The organism is Flavobacterium sp., assembly GCF_017744675.1.
GTDB lineage: Bacteria > Bacteroidota > Bacteroidia > Flavobacteriales > Flavobacteriaceae > Flavobacterium.
In genome coordinates this window covers 201,701-225,221 of sequence record NZ_JAGIAV010000005.1, presented here as the reverse complement: position 1 = coordinate 225,221, position 23,521 = coordinate 201,701, and the positions used below count along the sequence as shown (strand labels likewise).

Below are 23,521 nucleotides of genomic sequence, written 5' to 3'. Positions count from 1 at the left end.
CTTACTTCTTTGATTTAAAATTATCGTATGATCTTAAAAACGCTTGAGTAAACAAATTTCCTTGTTTCTCGTATCCTTTTTTTGAATAATGAACCCAGTCTGGCCCTATTAATCCTTGTATTTTTAATTGTCTGATGCCGCTCATTCCGCCAAACTCGTCATATAAATCCCAAACGGCAAAACCATCTTTTTGGGCTATATCGATAATTTGTCTTGCATAATCATCAATATAATTATTCGGTTTTCTTCTTAGCAACGAAGGCGGCGGAGTCATTACAATGATTGGCGCAACTATTTTCTGGGCTCTGATATTGCTGATAAACTCTCTTAATTCTTTGATATAATTACTAACATCTAAGTGCTCGTAACTTTCATTTGTTCCTAGAGAGAAAACCAGTAAATCTGGATGCAACGATTTTAGCTGATCAAAGAATAATGGGTATTTATTATAATCTGAATATTTAGCTCCGTTTACTCCAATACTACTGTAAATTAATCCTGGAGCATCTTTTTCTAAAACAATTCCGTTTAACTCGTATTCTTTTGCTTCTTTATTTGGAATCAAGAAAATTCGGCTCAAAGCATTTTGCGAATTATAATAGTGCGAATACGAATCTGATTCTATTGCTAACGGAACAAACTCAGACATTGAAATGGTCTTTTGCCTCGTTTCCTTTGTGGCAATTTTTAACGTTCTTCCCGCTCGGATATTATTAGATTTTAAATGATTGTCTCTTTTAATTTCTGCAACCGAAACATTGTATTTGTCTGCAATGGATCCAAGCACTTCCCCTTTTTTAATCTTATGTGTAATAACTTTAGGCTCTGTTGTCTGGATCGAATTGATTTTAGACGAAATTGCCAAATCAAACATATTCTGATTCTGAGGCGTAATAATTTTTATGGTGTTGAATTTATACGCTGGATCTTTTACATTCATCTCCATCACAAATCCGCCAGAATCTCTCCAAAGTCCAATTCCGCTTAATCCAATCGGACAATTCTTAACTGGGTGAATATTTCTATAACTTTCCCACGTCCTATTCGATTTAAAACGCTCGTTGTACGATCCGTTTGTTTTGGCCAATTGATACGGAAACACTAAACCACGTCCTGCATTACCAAATTTTTGCTGCAGATTTTTTCTGATCTCATTGGTCATCAAATCTCCTTGAATATGCGAATCTCCAATATGTACAATATTGATTTTTTGATTCTTCTTATCTTCATTTTGTTCCAACTTCTGAAAGAAATCGGCTAATGCTTTTGCATTATAAATCTGACCGTCAGAAGGAGCCTCAATTGCTGCAGTATCTGCTTTGTGAATCATACTTTTTGGTGTTGGATGTACGTCTGTTTTGGGAGTTTCTTCATTTGTTGCAAAAAAAAGACAACAAAAGAAAAGAATAAGTTTGTTTATCATACACTGTCTTTTGTTACTGAAACGGAATCGGGTTTGGCTCTTCTTACTGGTTTTGGCTTAGTTCCCTCAGCATCTCTTTTCTGTCTGAGCACTTTATATTCTTCGTATCCTTTATTCAATTGTTGGTAAAGCAAATTACCAATCGCTTTTGCTCCGCGCTGGTTAAAATGCGTGTAATCTTTGTTGGCTTTTGCCGGAGTTTCATCTACCCATTTAATCATAGAACCATCTCCTCCCATCAAGGTATATAAATTCACAAATCCTGCTTGTGTTTCTAATGCGTAATGTTTTTGCGCTTTCACTAAAGGAACAACAGCAGAATCGGTTTTCATTTCCAAATCATATTTGGTTGATTTATCGGCAGTCGAAACAATTAGGACTGAAACTCCTGGGAAAGATTCTTTTATTTTATTTACCGTCTTGGTCATTCCTTTCTCGTACCAAGAATAATTTTTGGTGCCGTAATTTAAAACATTGGTTCCGTAATGCAGAATAATCAAATCGTATTTCAGACTATTATTAAAAGCTCTCATTACATCTGCATTAAACATCGAAATTGGAAGTCCAGAATTTCCTCTTTGCGAAAAGTTATCTACGTGAACTCCTGATCCGTTATCAAAATTAAATCCGTAAATCGGAATAGAATCTGCTTGAACGAAGTTTGCCTTGAAAGCTTTTAAGCTTCCTGATGAAACTTTTAGCGTGTTTACTAAACTATTCGGAGAAAGGCTTTTCTTAATCGTATCTTTTCCGATAATGAAGTTCACTTTTCCTGTTTTAGACGAACGTCCATAAAATAATGTTGCATTATCCAAAGAAGTACAATATTTGTTCAATCCAGCTTCGTATTGAACCCAAGTTGAATTGGACTTGTCATTTGCAAAAAATACATGTCCGTTAACTCCAAAAGGGCTTGTAGGTCTTTTTACATTTAAATAAGACTGCGTTTTCCAGTTTTTAGAATAACTTGATTTTACAGAACCTCTTGAAGCCGCAGATTCTGAAGTTATAGGTACAAAACCAACTCCATTTCCTCCAAAACGTTCCTGATAATTGGCACGAACATCCTGTACGATCAGATCTCCATCGGTCATAGAATCTCCGTAATAAGCAATTCGAACTTGGTTCTGCGGATTTTTCTCTAGCTGATACAATTTCTCGTAGAAAGAAATCAGGTATTGATATCCTTTGTAGTTTTCGAATGTTTCAGCAGGAAACTCGATTCCTTCGGTTTGATCAAAAACAATTTTCTGTCCGTTCATTGCTTCTTCACTTTTCGCAATACTGTCTTTGTCTAGTGATAGCGAATCTTCAGCAACAGATTCCAAAAGCAAACTGTCTATCAATATATTTTTAGAATCTAACTTACTCTCAGAAAATATTTTGTCCGGAAGGATTTGTTTAAACCCAATAAAAGCAACTAGCGCTAAAGCTACGATTGCAAAAGACTGAAAAAAATAAGATTTTGTATTCACTTAATAATTATAAAAATATGAAGAACTGCATTCAAAAATTAAACCAATTCAATAATGGTTAACTTCTTGCAGAAAAAATTTGTGCAAAGATAGAATAACATTTTGTTTCTATTTCATTTTAACAAGAAAGTAGAACAAAAAAAAGAGGCTAGAATTTCTAACCTCTTTAATCAAAAAAAAATAAAAAAAAACAAAGCTAATGATTAACTAGATTTTTGGTGCTATCCCAATCTTAGAATGAAAACCCGTATTTCTTAGATTTTTAATATGTGAATTTATTTCAATATAGCATATTGCAAAGTTGCATGACCTCTTTCTCCTGCATCATTTGTCATAGCAAGGAATTTTACTTTGTAATAGTTTCCTGCCACATCTTTTATTACATAAAAACGATCTGTTCTAATACTTGGCAATGTACTTGGCCCTCCACCGCTTCTCCAGTTTGCCCCAATAATTCTTTGGTCTGTTGCAGAAACGGTAAAATTTGTCTCAATAATATCAGTTTTAGAAAATGCCTCGTAACTTTTATCAGCCGTTAATACTTGGTAAGCTTGTGTTCCGCCTTTCATATTTGTTACAATAAAATCAGAGTACCCGTAAGTTACTTCACTTCCTGCATTTAAGTAATTTGTAAATGTTGTAAAATTCAAATCCCATTTTGCTTTTTGTGGCTCAACAGATACTGTGTTTCCTGTTATTAATGAGAAAAATGTAAAGTTGTAAACAGCATCTTTAGCAATTGTTGCCTCAGTAAAAGTTTTAGAAGCTAAGTCTGCATATTGAATTTTGTACCCAGCACCATTTCTTAAGATCCTTACTTTTTTCCATCCTCTAGCTTCACCATCAACGCTAACAGAACCAGCTGCTGGTTTTGAAGTAGATACTGCGTATCCTAAATTCACTAAATATACTTTGTTATCAGCGTCTGTTGCAGAAATTTCAGCAATTGCAGTTCCGATTCCTGCTCCAGCACCCGCTAAAACTCCTGTCGGGTTATCCACAAAGCCGTTTGATGCTGCTGTTGTTCCTGCACCTACAGTTACTTCTGCATCAATCTCTTGTGCTAAAGTAATATCAGAAGTTTGTAATTTTTTTACAGCCATCTTAAGAGAACCGTTGATGATTACTCTAAAGTCTGAGCCTGTAGAAAATCCGAAATCCCAAGTTGCTCTGTTAACAGCCTTAGATTCTCCTGTACTTAAATCTAAATATAATTGATTTGGCTGATTTGGTCCTCCAACTGAAGCATTAATTGTAGCTCCTACTGAAGGAACTTCTACGGCTTTAGTATCGTCGTCGCTTGAACAAGACACAAGCGTTAGCAATGAAAAAGATAAAACTAAAAATGTTTTTTTCATGGGTAGTATTTATTTATTATTAAAGATTAAGGTTATATGTCAACTTGATGAAATAAGAACGACCGTAAGCCAACATCAGCTCTGACGATCCTGCATGCCCTGCACTTTGTCCTGTATTAGTTTGCTTAACATTTGTAACATTACATATGTTTCTCGCTCCAATAGTTGCTTCTAACTGGTTTTTGAAAAACCCCTGACGAATTGAAGCATCTAGCCAATGGCTTGGATCTATATCTGATAAAACATAAGACGAACTTCCTTCTATAAACTGTTGTGTTTTTCCATTAAATTTATAATAGGCAGATAAAGTAGTTCCCCATTTTGGAAGCTGATAAGAAACGCTACTGTTAATATTGAAAGAATACAAAAATTTGTCATCGGAGGAAAAAACTTGATTTTCGATTTTTCTTGAAACTCCAATTAGTGCAGCGCCTATATTAAAATTTAGATTGTCTATAGTAAATTGATTCATTGCAGAAAAATTCCACATCCTATACTTACTAATATTGATGTATTGATATTCTGGATTCCCCGTGTCTGGATTGAATCTTACTAAAGCCATATCAATTCTATCATCTACATTTAGAAAACTTCCTGCCAGCGTACCGGCAATCTTCAAACCAGAACTTAAATTTGCTGATTTTTTAAGACTTGCTTCATAAGAAGTACTTGTCTCGGGAACTAAATTTTCGTTTCCTGTAAAGAAATGCCCATCAAAAATTTGTTTGGTATAAAGTTCTTCAAAAGTTGGAGTTCTAAAAGAAGTGCCATAAGAACCGCGAAGTTCTAATCCATTGTCATATAAATATCTTAAACCAAGAGAAGATGCATATTGATTTTCAAACTGAGACTGAACAGAAAAACGGAGTCCAGGTCTAATAGAAAATCTCGATGTTGCCATAATCTCCGACGAAACAAAAAAATCATAATTCTCTAATGTTTTTCGAACTGGAGAATAAATATTATTTCCTTCCTGAACCAAAGCATATCCTTGATTATTTACAAATTCGTACCCAATCTGTAAATCAACTTTCTTGCTATCAAAAAAATTACTCACCGTACCAGTAGAATAAAGAACCTCCATAGACTGATCTTTAACGGTTGTACTGTTTGCTTCCGTTTTTGTGTAGAGATAATGCCAAAAATCTTCAACATTTCTTTCTTGCTTTTGATGAGAAAGCGAAACATTATAATTCAGTCTAGCAAATATTTTTCCCGATGCATTCAAATTATGAAAATATCTATTGCTCAAATACCTTTTATCATTAGCATATCGGTAAGATCCTAAAGTAGAATTATATCCTGATTGCACTGTGGTGTTATAATAGTCAACATCTTCATCTAAATATTCAAACTTGTAAAATATTCGAAAGTTATTTTTGCTATAAGAGATTAAAGCATTCCCATTAAGCTGTTCTTTCGGAAGCCATCTGTATCCTCTTGTCTGATCATTTTCAAAATAATCTTTTCCATTTTTATCATCTAAAAAACCTTGAAAATCATTTCGGTTTAAACCAACACTTGCAAACCAATGTTCATTAAACGTATGAGCCGCTCTGATTGATTGTATATGTCTTCCCTTATCAAAAAGAGCATATTCATCTTTTACCGTTTCCTCCTGAACAAACGCAGTTACATTCCATTTATATGTAGATTTTTTTTTTGTAATAATATTTAATACGCCACTTACGGCATTAGCGCCATAAACTACTCCCATTGACCCCTCTACAATTTCAATTCTTTCAATATCATTTAAATTGATTTGCGACAAATCTGTATTATTTCCTAACCCTGCCTCATTTACCAAAGGAACATTATCAACCAAAATTTTAAAATATTGCGAATCCAGTCCAAACATCGAAACAGTCGAACGCCCACTTGTTCCACTTGGCCTAACGGTAATATTTAGGTATTGATTTAACACATCAGATAAATTATTTGCTGCTAGATTCTGAATATCTTTATTCGAAATCACTCTAACATTAAAAACAGATTTTTTTATAGATTGTGGCTCAAACTGTCCCGTCACCACAACTTCTGACAATTTTTCAGCTGATTTAATAGTATCTTTTTGCTGTGCAAAAGAATATGTACAAAAAAGAAGCCCAGTAAAAAGGTTAATTTTAAATTTCATTATTTTTATTCAGTCTTAATAATCCATGCAAATATATAACTATTTTTAATTGTTCTAAATAAATTTTATATATTTGCTCAAATTTTAAAAACAAACAATAAGTTATGATTTCAAAAAGCCTTTTTATGTCGGCCGCTTTGGCTTTAACATGCAGTCTTGGTTTTAGTCAGGACAAAAAACAACAAGACATTAAGTCAATTAAATCAATGTGTGGTTGTTACGAAGTGAAGTTTAATTTTACAGAAACTTTCTCTTATCCAAAAGATTCTCTTACTTATAAACCTTCTGAAACTAAACACGAATCGGCTCTAGAATGGGTAGAATTATTAGAGGATACTCCAAACAAAATCGTAATGCAGCACTTATTGATTGTAAGCGACGATATGATCATTAAACATTGGAGACAAGATTGGCTATATGAAAACACAGACTTATACACTTTTGATAAAGGCAACTCGTGGAAATACAAAAAACTAGACAAAAAAACGGTTAAAGGGCAATGGACTCAAAAAGTATATCAGGTAGATGATAGTCCTAGATATGAAGGTTCTTCAACATGGGTTCACGTTGACGGACAGGATTATTGGGCAAACGTTGCCGATGCTCCGCTGCCAAGAAGAGAGCAGACAAAACGTAACGATTATAATGTTTTGAAAAGAAGAAACATTCACGAAATCACTGCTACTGGATGGAATCATGAGCAAGACAACGACAAGTTGGTTCGTGACGATGCCGGAAAAGATGTATTGCTTGCCCAAGAAAAAGGATTTGATGTTTACAATAAAGTTGCCGACAGCAAATGTATTGCAGCTCAAAAATGGTGGGCGGCAAACAATGCATTATGGAAAAACGTTCGCGACAAATGGCAAACTCTTTTTGACAGGCATCAAGACTTAAATTTAGAAGCTAAAGTAGATAGAAAAGCGCTGTACTCTTTATTATTTGATTTAAAACCAGATACGGCAAAAGCAGAAACAGATAAAATCATTGACAAATTTGTTAAGTAATTTAGAAGTTAGTTGTTGTAAAAAAGCCTGAAGTTTTGAGACTTCAGGCTTTTTGCTTAGAATATAAATATTACAATTCGTTTTGTATGATTAAAGGATTTGCATCAATTTCAGCTTGAGGAATTTGAAATATAAATCTATTATCGCCAACGGGAATATTAAATTTCCCGAAAGCAGGATGATTTGAGCCTGGATAATCTCTTGTAAGACCAACACCTAAGCGCTTCATGTCATACCAAGCGCAGCCTTCTCCCCATAATTCTATTCTTTTTTGAAGAACGATTTCATTAATTAATGCTGAACCTGAATTTGTAGAAAGTATATATGCAGGATCTCTTGTTATTGTTATTTCATACAATATCTGTTTTGCTGAAGTTTCATTTCCTAATCTTGCAAGCGCTTCTGCTTCTATATAATACATTTCAGAAGATCTCAAATAAATATAACTGCCTGAATCTATAGTTGGATCTCTAAATTTTATATTAGCATAAGTTGGTAGAGACGGATAAGTTAAATTTCCTGCTGGCGATACAAAAGCTTTTTTTCTAAAATCAGTATCCGAAATACTATTATATAAACTTTTGTCTATATTTTTATAAATTCCCATTCCTCCCGCATATCCTGATGCATTTGTATTATCAAAATGTCCAAAGAAATTTGCAACAAAAGTACTAATTGAAGAGTTTAATGTTGCTCCCCACATAGTTTCATTAGATTTTGTAATATAAAAACCATTCATCCACTCTGCCTCATTAAGTAAAGTATACTTTTGTCTTGCAGCATGAGCCATAGCCGCTGCATCCTTGTAGTTACCAATCTCCAAATATACATCTGCTAAAAAAGCCTCCGCAACTGACTGATCTACAGAATCATTATTCAAACGTTTAAAGGATGCTAATAATTCGATAGATTCTTTCAAATCTCTTTCAATTAAACTATAAACCTCGCTCACGGTAGATCTTGCCTTGCCTTCTAATGTAGGTTCTACATATAAAGGAACACATAATTTGTTTTCATTATCTATGTAGGTAGGCCCATAAGTACGTGCCAACATAAAATAGAAGTAACCTCTTAAAGCCAAAGCCTGGCCGCGAATTGCCTTTAAATTTCCATCTGTGGTATTTGACGGAATACCACCTAGAACAATATTTGCTGACTTAATCTGAGGATAGTAAGTATTCCATACTAATCTAGATCTTGAATTTGTTTGTTGTCTACCAATGTAAGTATAAAACGATTGATACCAGCTAGATTTCGTCATTAGCATATCATTAGACATCATATCCATTGCAGCCAGTACCGATTTGTGACCATAATCTTCATGATTACTTCCAATTGCTAATCCATAAGATCTTAATGCGGAATAAATTCCACTTACAATAGCTTGATTTGCCGATGCAGAAGTTGCTAATTGTTCTTTATTTATTGTTGATTCCGGCACTGTATCAAGAAACTCTTTATCACAACTTACAAGAGTCAATAAAAATACAATTGCTATTATTATCTTTTTCATGTTTTAAAAATTTACTGTTAAACCAAATGAAACACTTCTCATCACACCATACACGTTAAGAGATTGTCCATTATTTACTCTTTCGCCTAATCTATTAAGTCTTGGATCCATTCCTGTTCTCTTAGACCATAATGCTAAATTTGATCCCATCAAAGTAAATTTTGTAGATTGGATACCTAAATCCCTAAGCCATGTGTCATTATAATTATATCCTATCGAAACATCTTGAAGACTTATATAATCAGATTTTATTAAGAAATAATCTGAATTTCCCATTTGATAGATTGATATATGATCAACTCTTGGTACGTTTGAAGTAGGATTATCAATCGTCCATGCTTTTGTTACATCTTTGTGATAATTTTGTCCTATATTATCCGATCCTGAATACATTGCGGATTGATAAAGTCCATCATACATATACCCCCCAAATTGATATGCGAAACCAGCTTTAAAAGTAATATCCTTATATCTAAACAAGGCCCCAAACCCGCCATATACATCTGGATTAGCGTCTTTTTTACTCAAATATGTATTAGCATCTCCAAAGACATTAGTAGTTATTCTGTTCCCTGTCAACTTCCCATTAACATCTTTCTCATCTTTATACCATAGTGCATTTCCGTTAGTCTTATCTACTCCAGCAAATTCTCTTAAAAAGTATGAATAAGCAGGAGCTCCAACTTCAAAACGATAGATTCCATCGGTAAATGCTTTTGGTAAAGATGTTATCTTATTTTTATAATTTGTTGCATTACTCCAAATATTGAAGTCAATATTTTTATTTTTAATAACATCGATTCCTAAATTTATTTCTATTCCCTTATTCCCCATGTCTCCAATGTTTTTAGAAACAAATGCTGTTCCTGTAGACAAAGCGATAGGAAAATTATATATCAAATCACTAACGTTTCTTTCAAAATATTCAGCTTCAATAGAAATTCTATCAAATAAGGTAATATCAAATCCTACATTTAGATTTTTAGATTTTTCCCATTTAACACTTTTATCTGCTTCAAAAACATTTAAAATACTAGCATTACCTTCAGAGTCCGGGACTACTTCGTATTGAGTTTCGTAAGCATAATAGTTCCTTAAACTACCAAAGTAACTGCGATGACTAATTTGTGAAGTAACCGGATAGTTTATATTGTCATTACCTTGCTCTCCATAGCTCCCTTTTATTCTAAAATCTGTAATCCATTTTGTTTTAGGAAAGAATGACTCCTTACTCACAGACCATGCGGCTCCAAAACCATAGAAATTACCCCATCTATTTTCTGGAGCAAATACTGATGAACCGTCTCTTCTAAAACTACCGTTTACAAAGTATTTATTTTTATAGTTATAATTTAACCTAGAAAAATAACCTTCAACTTTATACAAATCATTATAGCCATCTAAATAGCCATATTTGGTTGCATTACTAATAATTGGCAAATCAGATATAACAATATTGCTTTTTTGACCTGCTAACATTTTTGAAGTGAAGTCAGATGATTCATGTCCAACCAGCAAATCAATTGCGTGCTCACCAAAAGTCTTCTTCCAAGATACTAATTGCTGATTAGTTAATGTGTATTCATTTTTAGTAGCTGTTCCTATTCTACCATTTACTCCCATATCATCACCCCCCTCACCAGTTGTACTTGTTAAATAATAACCAGATAGTAAATCATACCCAATATTATATCTAAAATTAAAATCTTTTAAGAAATCAACAGAAACATATGCTCTGGCTCCAAACTTATTCTCTTCATTTAATTTTGTATTCAATAATGTTGTTGCATATGGGTTCAAATTTGATCCATATGGTCTATCTCCTTCTTGATTAAAATCATAAGATTTAGTACCATCTTCATTATAAATCATATTACCATTTCGATCTCTTTGCCAAATAGTGTAGATTGGAGCTATATTGCGAGCCCAACTAAATAAATTACTATAAGTTGAAGATGAGGTTTTAGAAATTGGAGCATTTTGATTTGAATGCGCATAATTTAGGTTTGTTCCTATTTTCACTTTACTAGAAACATTGTAATCTAAATTAGCTCTTAATGTTACACGCTCAAAATTTGAATTAATAGTATAGCCACCATCTGATAAATAACCAATAGACAAATAAGAACTAAGGTTATCTGTAGCGTTTGATATACTCAAATATTGCTCTTGTCTAAAAGCAGGTCTAAATAATGCCTTCGACCAATCGTCGTGATACAATAGTTTTGCATCAGCATTAATTTCTCCTGTTTTTGGATTTACAACCTGATTGTCAGCTACATTATAATTATTATAACCTAGAGAATAAGTATCCCCTTTTATCAAATTTTGGGCAGCAATATTTGAAGCATTTATCGATGTCTGACCTTGATAAATTAATCCGTTTTTAATTCTATTATATGCTGCTTTATAATATTCGCCTGGATCAGTAATCATATTATATTCAGGAACAGCTCTTGAATTAACTCCAAGCTTAGTTTCATAAGTAATTGTTAATTGTCCTTTCTTTCCTTTTTTAGTAGTAATAATAATTACCCCGTTTGCTCCCCTACTTCCATATAACGCATTAGAAGATGCATCCTTTAAAAAACTAATTGATTCAATATCTTGCGTTGATATAGAGTTTATATCCCCGTTAAATGTTATTCCATCAACTACATAAAGAGGAGCATTTGAAGATGAAATAGAACCAATACCCCTAAATCTTACTTGAGGAGCATCTCCAGGCTGCCCCGAATTTGCACTGATTTGTACTCCGGCAACTTTCCCTGTTAATGATTGTACCGCATTAGATGCCTGAGAAGTTTCTAACATTTTAGAATCAATTTTAGAAACAGCTCCTGTTATTTCTTGTTTCTTTTGTGTTCCATAAGCTACAACCACAACTTCGTCCAATTCTTTTCCACCTTCCTGCATTTTTACATTCAGAACAGAACTTGATCCAACAGTTAAATTAACATCTTTAAACCCCATATAGGAAAATATCAAAATATCTCCTGTTTTAGCCTTTATTGTATACTTTCCATCAACATCTGATTGTACACCATTTTTAGTATCCTTTACCATTACATTTACTCCAGGAATTGGCCCATTTGCGTCTGAAACTACTCCTGTAATTTTTTTCTCCTGAGCAATCGTCGATTGCAAAATCAGAACAAAAAAAAGCATCATAAATCCTTTTAATTTTTGTTTCATTATTTTTTGTTTTTTAATTAGAGAGCGCGAACTTAAAAAATTTAAATAATTTTAACAAGAACTAAACTACTTTTAACACAGTTAAATATAATATTAATACTACAATTTTCATTGTGCTATAAGAATAATATATTATGCTAGGAATAAATTTCGAATGCCTTTTGAGAAAAGTATAGCAGAAATGGAGTTAAAAAAGAAACCGTCTTATTGAAGACGGTTTTTTATCCTTTTATCATTTTCACTAAATGGGTACTAATTCAAAATAGTTAAAAATGAATATAAGGAAGTATTTTAAAAACTGATGTTATTTCGAATTCGCAAAGCAAATTAACCAAGAATTAAATTACAAATCGTGCCCACTAAGCCAAAAAAGCAATAAAAAAAGCCAATAGTTTAAACTACTGGCTTTTGCGTATTTTGTATTTAACTAAATTTTACATTCTCTCTGGAACTTCAATTCCTAATAAGTGGAATGCAGATTTAATAACTTCGGCAACCTTTTGAGATAGTTGCACTCTAAATATTTTTTTAGTCAAATCTACTTCTCCTAATATATGTACTGACTGATAAAATGAGTTGTATTCTTTTACTAAATCGTAAGTATAATTGGCAATTAAAGCTGGGCTATGATTTTGAGCCGCATTCTGAATTACTTCTGGAAAAAGTTCGATTTGCTTTACCAATTCTTTTTCTTTTTCGTGCATCTCTTCAATTTCAATTTTAGCAGAAAAATCAAAATCGGCTTTACGGATTATGGATTGAATTCTCGCATAAGTATACTGAATAAACGGACCTGTATTTCCAGCAAAATCTACAGATTCTTCTGGATTAAATAAAATACGTTTTTTAGGATCTACTTTTAAAATGTAATATTTCAAAGCTCCTAAACCGATTGTTTTGTAAAGTTTCGCCTTTTCTTCGTCAGAATAGCTGTCCAATTTTCCTAAATCTTCCGAAATCTGTTTTGCTGTATCGGTCATATCTTGCATCAAATCATCAGCATCTACAACAGTTCCTTCACGGCTTTTCATTTTACCAGAAGGCAAATCTACCATTCCGTATGATAAGTGATATAGACTTGAAGCCCAATCGAAACCTAATTTTTGCAAAATTAGGAACAACACTTTAAAGTGGTAGTCTTGCTCATTTCCAACGGTGTAAACCATTCCGCCAACATCTGGCATATCTTTTACACGCTGAATTGCAGTTCCGATATCTTGTGTCATATAAACCGCTGTACCATCAGAACGCAAAACAATTTTACGGTCTAGGCCCTCGTCTGTCAAATCAATCCAAACAGAACCGTCTGGATCTTTTTCGAAAACGCCTTTATCTAAACCTACTTGAACAACATCTTTACCTAATAGATAGGTGTTGCTTTCGTAGTAATATTTATCAAAATCAACTCCAAGATTGGTATAAGTTGTCGCAAAACCTTCATAAACCCATTCGTTCATTTTCTTCCAAAGTGCAATCACTTTTTCATCGCCTGCTTCCCATTTCTTAAGCATATCTTGCGCTTCTACAATAATTGGCGCTTGCTTTTTTGCTTCTTCTTCTGTTTTACCTGTTTCGATTAAACCGTTAATTTCATTTTTGTATGCTTTATCAAACTCTACATAATATTTACCAACTAGTTTATCTCCTTTTAATCCCGAAGTTTCTGGAGTTTCTCCATTTCCGAATTTCTCCCAAGCCAGCATCGACTTGCAGATGTGAATTCCACGATCGTTGATAATTTGGGTTTTGTATACTTTTTTGCCTGACGCCTTTAAAATCTCTGCAACAGAATATCCTAACAAGTTGTTACGAACGTGTCCTAAGTGTAGAGGTTTATTAGTGTTTGGAGAAGAATATTCTACCATTACGGCTTTTTCATCTGGATTTGCAACTACAAATCCGAATTGTTTTTGGTCTTTTATTCCGTTAAAGAAATTTACATAATAACTGTCTGAAATAACAATATTCAAGAAACCAGATACTACATTAAAGCGAGCCACTTCAGAAACATTTTCTACTAGATAATTTCCGATTTTATTTCCCAATTCGGCTGGATTACTTTTAATCACTTTCAATAAAGGGAATATCACCATTGTAATATCGCCTTCAAACTCTTTTCTAGTAGTTTGAAACTCGATTTTATCAACAGTAACATCAAATAATGCTTGTATTGCTTTTTGTATAGAAGGTGTAAGAATTTGTGGTAATGACATGTAAACTTATTTTAAAGTGAGCAAAGATACTGCTTATTCATCAATTAGAGAAAATCAAAAACATATTAAATTCAAGAAAAGAGTTTCAATTTGATAAAAAAGATGCGTTTTCAAATGTTAAAATTATCAAAAAATCAAAAGTGTAAACTCTTACAAGACAGACAACGAGAAAAAAAATATGTTTTTTTCTGCAATTTCTTGTAACATATCCAATGCAAAAGAGTCTTACTTAGTGACTTTAAATTTTTTTAAAGCAAAGAAAAACAAAAAAAAGAAAAACTAACAAAAACAAAAATCATCATCAATCAAATCAAAAATAATCAGTAAAAAAATCATGAAATTAAAATTCTTTCTGTTTGCGTTATTAGGTATAATCGCAACTGCACAGGCCCAGAATACTGGAAGTATTTCTGGAAAAATTACAGAAAAGTCAAACAATGCACCGATTTCTTATGCTACAGTTTCGCTTAAAGAAAATGGAAAAGTAGTTTCTGGCGTAAATACAGATGACAACGGAGACTTTTCATTTAAAAACATCGCTTTAAAAAGCTATACAATCGAAATTCAATATATCGGATTCAAAAAATATATTGGTTCTGCACTTTTAAGCGAAAACAGAAAAACAGCAACTGTAAATGTTGCTCTTGAAGAAGAAGCAACTCAGTTAAAAGGTGTAAATATTGTTGCTGAACGTTCAACAATTGAACAAAAAATTGACCGTAAAGTAATTACTGTTGGTAAAGATTTAACAACTGCTGGAGCTTCTGCATCTGATATTATGAGCAATATTCCATCTGTAAATGTAGATCAAGACGGAAAACTTTCGCTTCGCGGAAATGACAATGTTCGTGTATTAATCGACGGACGTCCATCTAACATTGACCCAGCTCAATTATTGAAACAAATCCCATCAACTTCGATCAAAAAAATTGAGTTGATTACAAACCCAAGTGCAAAATACAATCCAGAAGGAATGTCTGGAATCATCAATATTGTATTGCATAAAAGTGCAAACACTGGTTTCAACGGAAGCTATAGTGGAGGTATTACTTTTGGAGAAACTGCAAAATACAATCAGTCACTTGATTTGAATTATAAAACTGGAAAAGTAAACTTCTTTGGAAACGGAGGACAAAATTTTGGAACGTATTACAACAAAGGTAGAATTCTAAGATTGGATCAAGACGTAGAACAGAATTTGAAAATTTCTAACGAAAATGATAACTACTTGTATAAGTTAGGAATGGACTATTTAATTAATGACAAAAACACTTTGTCATTCTACACCAATCAGAACAAATCAACTGGAAACGGAAATGTAATTACCAATATTGATTACAATAATGGTGATCCAAATATTTTAAACATTTACCAAAATTCTCTTTACAAAGGACCAACAAAAACTGGAACTTACAATTTGGCTTACAAGCACATTTTCGAAAAAGAAGGACATACTTTAGATTTTGAAGGTAACTATAGTGACACTAAGGCAAATCAAGACGCAAGTTTTGACACCAAAACAACAAGCCCAACCAATACTTCAAATAGTGTAATTTACAATGATCAAATTGGCGATAAAAGAAAATTAACGACTCTAAACGTTGATTATGTAAATCCGTTAAACGATAAAACAACGCTAGAAGCTGGTGCCGAGGCTAGAATTACAAGAACAAACAACGATTACAACACAGGTAATCCTCTAGTTCCTGTTGATGAAAGAATTTCAAATTATACTTACGATACTGATATTTATTCAGCTTATGTAACTTTTGGACAAAAGTTCAAAAAATTCAGCTACCAATTAGGAACTCGTTTTGAGAGCTATAAAGTTGAGGCTAATTTAAACCATGGTCAGGATAAGTTTAATGATGATTATATCACTTTATACCCATCTGCTTATTTCACCTATAATTTAAATGAGAAAAACACATTGCAGTTTAGTTACAGCCGTCGTGTTGACCGTCCGAGTATTGAGCAGACAAAACCTATTCGTGAGTTCTCAACTCCATTGGTAACTTCATACGGAAATCCTGAACTAAGACCTCAGTTTACCAACTCTGTTGAAGTAAATTATACTAAAACTCTTGAAAAAGGAAGTGTTACTGCTGGTGTTTATGTAAGAAGCATTAACGATCAAATAAGCAGAACTTTAAGTCCAGATCCAAATGATCCTTCTGGATACAAACAAATTTTGAGTTATACAAACTACGATCACAACAGCGCGTATGGTTTTGATGTTTCGTTGAATTACAAGCTTACAAAATGGTGGGATATCCAACCCTCTATTGACTTTTCAAGCATTAAACAACAAGGTGTTGTATTTGAATTTGACCCTGCAACAAGCACAAGTGTACCTCACGACCGCAGTGTAACCACTACAGCATTTAATGCTCGTATGAATTCAAACTTTAAACCTACAAAACGTTTAAGTTTCTTATTGTTTGGTTTTTACAGAGGCCCTGTTGAAGACGTTCAGCAAAACAGACATGAAATGTATAAAATAGATATTGGTTCTCGCTATACTTTGCTAGATAACAAAATGAATATTAGCGTACGTTTTAATGACGTTTTCAAAACAATGAAATATGCTTTTGATGGAATTTATCCTTACCCACAAACAGGTCAGTTTTCTTGGGAAAGCAGAACAGTTTACTTAGGCTTAACTTACAGCTTTGGAGGTGGAAAAATCAAAAACCTACAGCGTAAACAAAGAGAAGATAACACTAATAAAGGTGGTGGCGGAATGTTTTAATCCCACTTTAGTTAGTAGATTTTAATAGTTCTTGTAGAAAAGAAAAGCCTGGAGTATGCCAACTCCAGGCTTTTTTTATTTTCTCTTAATGAATTATAAAAAGTTTTTTAATTCTTTTACTTCTTCAGGATTTGCCGTTTCAGAATTATCTGTTATTGCTGAGGAATGATAGAAAGTTAAATCTAATTTTTCTTGAAGCAATTTAATGTTCGAAGATCGCAAACCGCCTCCTGGCATAATTTCTATTCTATCTCCAGCCAATTCTTGAAGTCTTGCTAAAGCGTGAATTCCTTCTTCTACATTTATTCCCTGACCAGAAGTTAGAATGGTTTTGAAACCGCAATCAATTACAGATTCCAAAGACTTTTCAGGATTTTTAACCACATCGAAGGCACGATGAAATGTACACGGCAGCGGATGCGCTAGATGGACTAATTCTTTATTTTGTTTTTTACTTATTTTTCCGTTTTCCTTTAAGATTCCAAACACAAAACCGTCTACACCCAATTTTTTATACTGCTTAATATCTTGTTTCATTTCTGTAAGCTCTTCATCAGAATAGACAAAATCGCCACCGCGAGGTCTAATGATGACATGCATTTTTATATCAAGACTTTCACGAACTTTTACTACTAGAATGGAGTTTGGCGTAGTTCCTCCTAATGTCATGTTTTCGCATAATTCAATCCTGTCTGCACCGTTTGCCTGAGCAATTAATGCCGATTCATAATTAAAACAAGCTATTTCGAGTTGATTTTTTTTCATTTTGATTGAAATAAATTTTATTCACCGAGACCTGACAGTTTTTTAAAACCTGTCAGTCCTACGCCGCAATTTATAAAAAAAACCTGCTCCCAGTAAAGAAAGCAGGTTAAAAAAAATATAATGTAAGATGATTATTTTACCATTTAATAATAGCACTTGCCCAAGTAAATCCGCTACCGAAGGCTGCTAAAACTACAGTATCTCCAGATTTGATTTTTCCTTGCTCCCAAGCTTCAGTCAAAGCAATCGGAATAGACGCTGCTGTCGTGTTTCCGTATTTTTGAATATTGTTATGAACTTGATCGTCTGTTAATTTGAATTTATTCTGAATGAATTGCGAGATTCTCAAGTTTGCTTGATGCGGAATTAACATATCAATATCTGAAACCTGAAGACCATTTGCTTCCAATCCTTCATTGATAACCTCGGCAAAACGCACTACCGCATTTTTAAACACAAACTGTCCGTTCATATAAGGATAATAGCTCTCGTCGTTAGGGTCATTATCTGCAATAATATCGGTTACCCAACGCGCTCCCATTCCTGGTGCTTGCAAAGCCAATTCTTCTGCATGTTCGCCTTCAGAATGCAAATGAGTAGATAAAATTCCTTTTGCCAAATCTTCTTCACGGCTTAAAACTGCTGCTCCTGCTCCATCTCCAAAGATTACAGAAACTCCACGCCCGCGAGTGGTCATATCCAATCCAGTCGAGTGAACCTCAGAACCAATAACCAAAATATTTTTATACATTCCAGTTTTAATATATTGATCTGCAACAGAAAGTGCATAAACAAATCCTGAACATTGATTTCTAACATCTAGTGCACCAACTGTTCTTAATCCTAAATCTCTTTGAACCAAAACTCCTGGACCTGGAAAATAATAATCTGGACTTAATGTAGCAAAAACTACAAAATCAATATCTTCTTTGGCTATACCAGAACGCTCGATTGCAATTTTAGCTGCTTTCACCCCCATTGAAGTCGTAGTGTCTTCTCCACGGATAATGTGTCTTCTTTCCTGAATTCCGGTTCTTTCCTGAATCCATTCATCATTGGTGTCCATTATCTTAGACAAATCATCGTTAGTCACCACATTTGAAGGAACATAATATCCTAAACCAGCTATTTTTGAATGATACATAATCTATTATTATTTATTAAAAAATTGGATTGCAAATTTACGCATACTTTAAAATATACGTACACAAAATACTATTTTTTTCGTTATTAGCAATTTAATATAGTTTAATTCTAAAGCAACTTATCATCATTTACTTCCCGAAAAGGCAGTTTTCGGACATAAACATTGAAAAAAATTAAAAATCAGCTACAAAATGTAACAAGACAAAAGTATCTTAGACAAACATTTTGAATACCAATTTACAAACCCATAAAATTCAAATTATGAAATTAAAGGTTACGCTGTTTTTATTTTTAAACGTAAGCTTTTTCTCTTTTGCCCAAGAGAATCTGACTTATCAAAAACCTTCAAAATCTATTTTAGATTTGGCAGATTACCAAAGAGCTCCTACAGTATCTATGGATACCAAAAAAGAAAACATGCTCTTGATGTATCGCAACACTTATAAAACACTGGATGATCTCAATCAAGACGAGGTTCGTTTGGCAGGTTTACGAATTAATCCTGTTACTAATATTTCGAGCACTGTAACCTATCTTACCAATCTTAAACTGAGAAAAATAAGCGGAAAGGAAGAAATTCAAGTTAAGGGCCTGCCTGATAATCCAAAAATAACAAACATTCTATGGTCGCCAAACGATAAAAAAATCCTATTCTCTCACACCACAAATTCTGGTGTAGAACTTTGGGTTTTGGATGTGGCAACAGCACAGGCAACAAAACTTACAGAGGCTAGAGTAAATGCGAATCTTGGAAATCCGTTTAACTGGTTTTTGGACAGTGAAACTATCTTAGTTAAAATGCTCCCTAAAAACAGACCTGCTCTTTTAGACTCTAAAAAAGATCTGCCTACTGGTCCAATTATTTCAAACACTTCAGGAGAAAAATCTCAAAACAGAACTTATCCTGATATGCTGAAAAACAAAAACGACGAAGCTAATTTTGAAAACTGCATAACTTCTGAATTATACAAAGTAAAACTAAATGGTGATGCGGTCTTATACAAAGACGGAGCGATGTTTGCTGGAGAAAAAATCTCGCCAGACGGTAATTACATTATGCTGACTACCATTCAAAAACCGTTTTCTTATGTCGTTCCTTTAAACAGATTTCCTTCTAAAACCATTGTTTATGATTTAAGCGGAAGAGAAATTAAAACTGTAAACGAGGTTCCTTTGAACGAAATTATGCCAAAAGGTTTCATGGCTGTTCGAAAAGGAAAAAGAGAAATGGCTTGGAGAAACGATAAACCTGCAACATTATCTTATGTAGTGGCTTTAGACGAAGGAGATCCTGCTAAAAAAGTAGATTTTAGAGATGAAGTTTTTCTTTGGGACGCGCCTTTTGATAAAGAAGCTACATCATTGGCAAAAACAGCACAGCGTTTTAGTGATATTACTTGGGGAAATGAAAATTTAGCGGTTCTTTCAGAAGAATGGTACGATACTAGGAATACCAAAACATTTTTGATCAATCCATCTAACCCAAGCCAACAGCCAAAACTGATTACTGATAGAAATTCGCAAGATGTGTATTCGGATCCTGGAGTTTTTGAAACCAAAAAAAATGCCTATAATAAATATGTTTTAGCCATCGAAAAAAATAATCTTTTCAGAATTGGAGAAGGTTATACAAAAGAAGGGCAATTTCCTTTTGTAGATGAATTCAATTTGGAAACTTTAAAATCTAAACGCATTTATACTTCTCCTTATAAGGATAAAAAAGAAGATATTTTAGAAATCGAAGATTTTAAAAACGGAAAAATTCTGGTTCAAATCCAGTCTAAATCAGAATACCCAAATTACTATTTCAGAAATATCAAAAAACAAAACAGCTTAACACAAGTTACTGACTTCAAAAATCCTTTTGAGAGCATTAAAAATGTAAGCAAAGAAGTTATCAAATACAAACGCAAAGACGGATTGGAACTTTCAGGAACTTTATATCTTCCTGCAGGTTATGATAAAACTAAAAAAGAAAAATTGCCGCTATTGATCTGGGCTTATCCAGCAGAATATAAAGATAGAAATAGCGCTTCTCAATCAACCCAAAACTCAAACGAATTTACATTTCCTTACTATGGATCATTTGTCTATTGGGTTACAAAAGGATATGTGGTTTTAGACGATGCCGCTTTTCCAATTATTGGCGAAGGAACAACAGAACCAAACGACAACTTTATTTCGCAGTTAGTTGATAATGCAGCAGCGGCAATTGATGCCGTTGACGCTTTAGGATATATTAATCGTAAAAAAGTGGCCGTTGGAGGACACTCGTATGGAGCATTTATGACAGCAAATTTATTAACGCATTCAGATCTTTTTGCGTGCGGAATTGCTAGAAGCGGCGCTTACAACAGAACTTTAACTCCTTTCGGATTCCAATCTGAGCAAAGAAATTACTGGGAAGCACCGGAAGTTTACAATGCAATGTCACCATTTATGAATGCGGAAAAAATGAAAACTCCGATTTTATTAGTTCACGGAGAAGCCGATAACAATCCTGGAACTTTCACTTTGCAGACAGAGCGTTATTTTCAAGCCTTAAAAGGTTTAGGAGCACCAGCAAGAATGGTTATTCTACCAAAAGAATCACATAGTTATGTCGCTAAAGAAAACATTCTTCATTTGCTTTGGGAACAAGATCAGTTTTTAGAGAAATATTTAAAGAATTAAATTCCTCTTGATTTTAAAGATAAAACCCGACAGGTTTTTGAAACCTGTCGGGTTTATTTTATCATGGTTAAAGAAAAAAATTATCTAATTATCTAACTGACACATTAACTAATTTATAAATAATTTAAAGCCAAAAACACTTCTTGTTCAAGCGGTAAATCTATTTCGCTTTCAAAGAAAATCAATTGCCTCTTATAAACGGTTTCAATTAGATAATGGCTTCCTCTGAAATAAGTTCTCCTAATTTTCACCATCAGCCGTGATTCTGAAACCATTTTAAACTGATGCGGATAAACTAGCGTTTTGTGTGTTTCGTCTGGATAAGACAATAATAAATGAGTCGGAATTTCATTTACTTCTCCAAACAAAGAAGCCACGTATTTAACTTTTGGGTCTTCGTATATTTTTGCAGGATCATCTTTTACCAATACTTCGCCATTTCTCATCACGATTGCCTGATCTGCAAAAGACAAAGCATCTGTACTATCATGTGTTGCAATAATACAGGTAATTCCTTTTTGTTTAAGATAGCGGAACAAATTACGACGCAACGCATTTTTTCTAAAAGCATCAATTTGGCTAAATGGTTCATCTAACAGAATTACTTCTGGTTCTAGAGCTAAAACTCTTACTAAAGCCACTCTCTGCTGTTGTCCACCACTCAAGAATTTGGTCTTAACATGAGCAAACTGATCCATTTCTACCATTTCCAACAATTCCTGAACACGAAGTTTCTTCATGTTTGCAAAACCATTTGATAGAAACTTCCCCACGTTTTCAGCAACAGTTTCATAAGGCGATAAATCAAAATCCTGCGCCAGATATTTCATATAAGGCATTCCAGGAATCAAATTAAACTTTGGTCCTAATACTGGCTTGTCACCATAAAAAATGCTTCCCTCGTCCAGATCGTATAGTCCGTATATAAGCTTGAGCAGCGTACTTTTTCCGCAGCCACTCTCACCAATTATGGCAATATTCTGACCTTTTTCAATAGAAAAAGAGATGTTTTTTATAACGGGGCTTTCGGTGTATGAAAAAGATATATTTTGTATGTCGAGCATGAGTTGTAATATGAGACGTCAAATTTACAATGTTTAATTTCTAAAGTCAAAAAAAAGCTGCTTCAATTATGAAACAGCTTTTTCTACCTTTTATTTTATAAGAAATTATTTTCCAGCTTCCTTTTTAGCATCGTTAACCATTTTGTCGTTTGCTGTAATTGAAAATTCAACACGACGGTTTTGAGCTCTTCCTTCTGGAGTGTCATTTGTTGCAATTGGATCTGCAATTCCTAAACCTGAAGTTTTGAAACGGCTAGATTTTAATCCTTTTGAAACTAAATAAGCTTGCACAGAAGCCGCTCTTTGTCCAGAAAGCGTTAAGTTATATTCTGGTTTTCCTGTATTATCTGTGTAACCAAAAATTTGAATATCTGTATCTCCGTACTCAGTAAATACTGGAACTAATTTATCTAGGTTCGCTTTTGCTTGAGTTGTTAAAGTAGATTTGTTCGTATCAAAACGCACTGCATTTTCGTTTAATGTCAAGTGAATTCCCTCTCCAACTCTTTCAACAGAAGCACCTGGTAAAGCCTGATCAATTTCACGAGCTTGTTTGTCCATTTTATTTCCGATCAAAGCTCCAGTTCCACCACCTACGGCAGCACCAATTGCAGCCCCTAAAGCAGCGTTTCCGCCTCGACCAATATTATTTCCTAAAATACCACCAATTACACCACCTGCAACTGCTCCAATTCCGGCTCCTTTTTGTGTATTATTTGCGTTTTTTACAGAATCACAGCTCGTAAAAAAACTTGCTATAACCATTAAACTGCTTAGACCTAAAACTGTTATCTTTCTCATTT

At 33.6% G+C, this 23,521-nt stretch carries 14 protein-coding genes; 3 read left to right on the top strand and 11 right to left on the bottom strand.

Annotation, left to right across the window (positions count from 1 at the left end):
• Window position 1: 1 nt before the first annotated feature.
• The 4 genes from J7574_RS18005 to J7574_RS17990 all read right to left on the bottom strand — a co-directional run bounded on the left by J7574_RS18005 (window position 2) and on the right by J7574_RS17990 (window position 6,390).
• A complete protein-coding gene (locus tag J7574_RS18005) occupies window positions 2–1,423 on the bottom strand; it encodes a GDSL-type esterase/lipase family protein (protein WP_290971787.1) in 1,422 nt (473 codons plus the stop codon).
• Complete coding sequence (locus J7574_RS18000; protein WP_290971784.1) at window positions 1,420–2,898, bottom strand: SGNH/GDSL hydrolase family protein; 1,479 nt, start codon at window positions 2,896–2,898, stop codon at window positions 1,420–1,422. The genes J7574_RS18005 and J7574_RS18000 overlap by 4 nt, the downstream gene beginning before the upstream one ends.
• Before the next feature lie 275 nt (window positions 2,899–3,173).
• Complete coding sequence (locus tag J7574_RS17995) at window positions 3,174–4,256, bottom strand: HmuY family protein (RefSeq protein WP_290971781.1); 1,083 nt, start codon at window positions 4,254–4,256, stop codon at window positions 3,174–3,176.
• 19 nt (window positions 4,257–4,275) lie between these two features.
• Window positions 4,276–6,390 carry a TonB-dependent siderophore receptor gene (locus tag J7574_RS17990; protein ID WP_290971778.1) on the bottom strand — a complete coding sequence of 705 codons (2,115 nt, stop codon included), beginning with the start codon at window positions 6,388–6,390 and terminating at the stop codon, window positions 4,276–4,278.
• A 104-nt stretch (window positions 6,391–6,494) separates the two neighbouring features.
• On the opposite strand from J7574_RS17990, the gene J7574_RS17985 reads away from it, so the two are divergent.
• Window positions 6,495–7,397, top strand: coding sequence for a DUF6607 family protein (locus J7574_RS17985; protein WP_290971775.1), 903 nt, complete (start codon window positions 6,495–6,497; stop codon window positions 7,395–7,397).
• A 70-nt stretch (window positions 7,398–7,467) separates the two neighbouring features.
• Here J7574_RS17985 and J7574_RS17980 read toward each other — a convergent pair whose 3' ends face one another.
• From J7574_RS17980 to argS, 3 genes are all read right to left on the bottom strand, one after another.
• The gene (locus tag J7574_RS17980; protein WP_290971772.1) at window positions 7,468–8,838 is read right to left on the bottom strand and encodes a RagB/SusD family nutrient uptake outer membrane protein; all 1,371 of its coding nucleotides are present in this window, start codon (window positions 8,836–8,838) and stop codon (window positions 7,468–7,470) included.
• A 75-nt stretch (window positions 8,839–8,913) separates the two neighbouring features.
• A complete protein-coding gene (locus J7574_RS17975; protein ID WP_290971767.1) occupies window positions 8,914–12,105 on the bottom strand; it encodes a SusC/RagA family TonB-linked outer membrane protein in 3,192 nt (1,063 codons plus the stop codon).
• Window positions 12,106–12,539: 434 nt separating this feature from the next.
• Window positions 12,540–14,318, bottom strand: coding sequence for an arginine--tRNA ligase (argS, locus tag J7574_RS17970; protein ID WP_290971764.1), 1,779 nt, complete (start codon window positions 14,316–14,318; stop codon window positions 12,540–12,542).
• A 334-nt stretch (window positions 14,319–14,652) separates the two neighbouring features.
• On the opposite strand from argS, the gene J7574_RS17965 reads away from it, so the two are divergent.
• Window positions 14,653–17,070 (top strand): TonB-dependent receptor, encoded by a 2,418-nt coding sequence (locus tag J7574_RS17965; protein ID WP_290971761.1) that lies wholly within the window; start codon window positions 14,653–14,655, stop codon window positions 17,068–17,070.
• Window positions 17,071–17,163: 93 nt separating this feature from the next.
• Here the strand turns inward: J7574_RS17965 and J7574_RS17960 are convergent, their stop codons facing one another.
• Together J7574_RS17960 and J7574_RS17955 are read right to left on the bottom strand one after the other, a co-directional pair.
• Window positions 17,164–17,835 carry a copper homeostasis protein CutC gene (locus tag J7574_RS17960; RefSeq protein ID WP_290971758.1) on the bottom strand — a complete coding sequence of 224 codons (672 nt, stop codon included), beginning with the start codon at window positions 17,833–17,835 and terminating at the stop codon, window positions 17,164–17,166.
• A gap of 136 nt (window positions 17,836–17,971) precedes the next feature.
• A complete protein-coding gene (locus tag J7574_RS17955; RefSeq protein ID WP_290971755.1) occupies window positions 17,972–18,979 on the bottom strand; it encodes a 3-oxoacyl-ACP synthase III family protein in 1,008 nt (335 codons plus the stop codon).
• 263 nt (window positions 18,980–19,242) lie between these two features.
• On the opposite strand from J7574_RS17955, the gene J7574_RS17950 reads away from it, so the two are divergent.
• On the top strand, window positions 19,243–21,654 hold the full coding sequence (locus tag J7574_RS17950; protein ID WP_290971752.1) for a prolyl oligopeptidase family serine peptidase: 2,412 nt from the start codon (window positions 19,243–19,245) through the stop codon (window positions 21,652–21,654).
• Window positions 21,655–21,767: 113 nt separating this feature from the next.
• Here J7574_RS17950 and J7574_RS17945 read toward each other — a convergent pair whose 3' ends face one another.
• A complete protein-coding gene (locus J7574_RS17945) occupies window positions 21,768–22,718 on the bottom strand; it encodes an ABC transporter ATP-binding protein (RefSeq protein ID WP_290971749.1) in 951 nt (316 codons plus the stop codon).
• 105 nt (window positions 22,719–22,823) lie between these two features.
• Window positions 22,824–23,519, bottom strand: coding sequence for an OmpA family protein (locus tag J7574_RS17940; RefSeq protein WP_290971746.1), 696 nt, complete (start codon window positions 23,517–23,519; stop codon window positions 22,824–22,826).
• Window positions 23,520–23,521: the final 2 nt, after the last annotated feature.

Bases quoted from the DNA above. Each gene is read 5' to 3' on its own strand.
- J7574_RS18005 (WP_290971787.1), bottom strand. From the start codon at position 1,423: ATGATAAACAAACTTATTCTTTTCTTTTGTTGTCTTTTTTTTGCAACA.
- J7574_RS17995 (WP_290971781.1), bottom strand. From the start codon at position 4,256: ATGAAAAAAACATTTTTAGTTTTATCTTTTTCATTGCTAACGCTTGTG.
- J7574_RS17990 (WP_290971778.1), bottom strand. From the start codon at position 6,390: ATGAAATTTAAAATTAACCTTTTTACTGGGCTTCTTTTTTGTACATAT.
- J7574_RS17985 (WP_290971775.1), top strand. From the start codon at position 6,495: ATGATTTCAAAAAGCCTTTTTATGTCGGCCGCTTTGGCTTTAACATGC.
- J7574_RS17975 (WP_290971767.1), bottom strand. From the start codon at position 12,105: ATGAAACAAAAATTAAAAGGATTTATGATGCTTTTTTTTGTTCTGATT.
- argS (WP_290971764.1), bottom strand. From the start codon at position 14,318: ATGTCATTACCACAAATTCTTACACCTTCTATACAAAAAGCAATACAA.
- J7574_RS17965 (WP_290971761.1), top strand. From the start codon at position 14,653: ATGAAATTAAAATTCTTTCTGTTTGCGTTATTAGGTATAATCGCAACT.
- J7574_RS17960 (WP_290971758.1), bottom strand. From the start codon at position 17,835: ATGAAAAAAAATCAACTCGAAATAGCTTGTTTTAATTATGAATCGGCA.
- J7574_RS17955 (WP_290971755.1), bottom strand. From the start codon at position 18,979: ATGTATCATTCAAAAATAGCTGGTTTAGGATATTATGTTCCTTCAAAT.
- J7574_RS17950 (WP_290971752.1), top strand. From the start codon at position 19,243: ATGAAATTAAAGGTTACGCTGTTTTTATTTTTAAACGTAAGCTTTTTC.
- J7574_RS17945 (WP_290971749.1), bottom strand. From the start codon at position 22,718: ATGCTCGACATACAAAATATATCTTTTTCATACACCGAAAGCCCCGTT.
- J7574_RS17940 (WP_290971746.1), bottom strand. From the start codon at position 23,519: ATGAGAAAGATAACAGTTTTAGGTCTAAGCAGTTTAATGGTTATAGCA.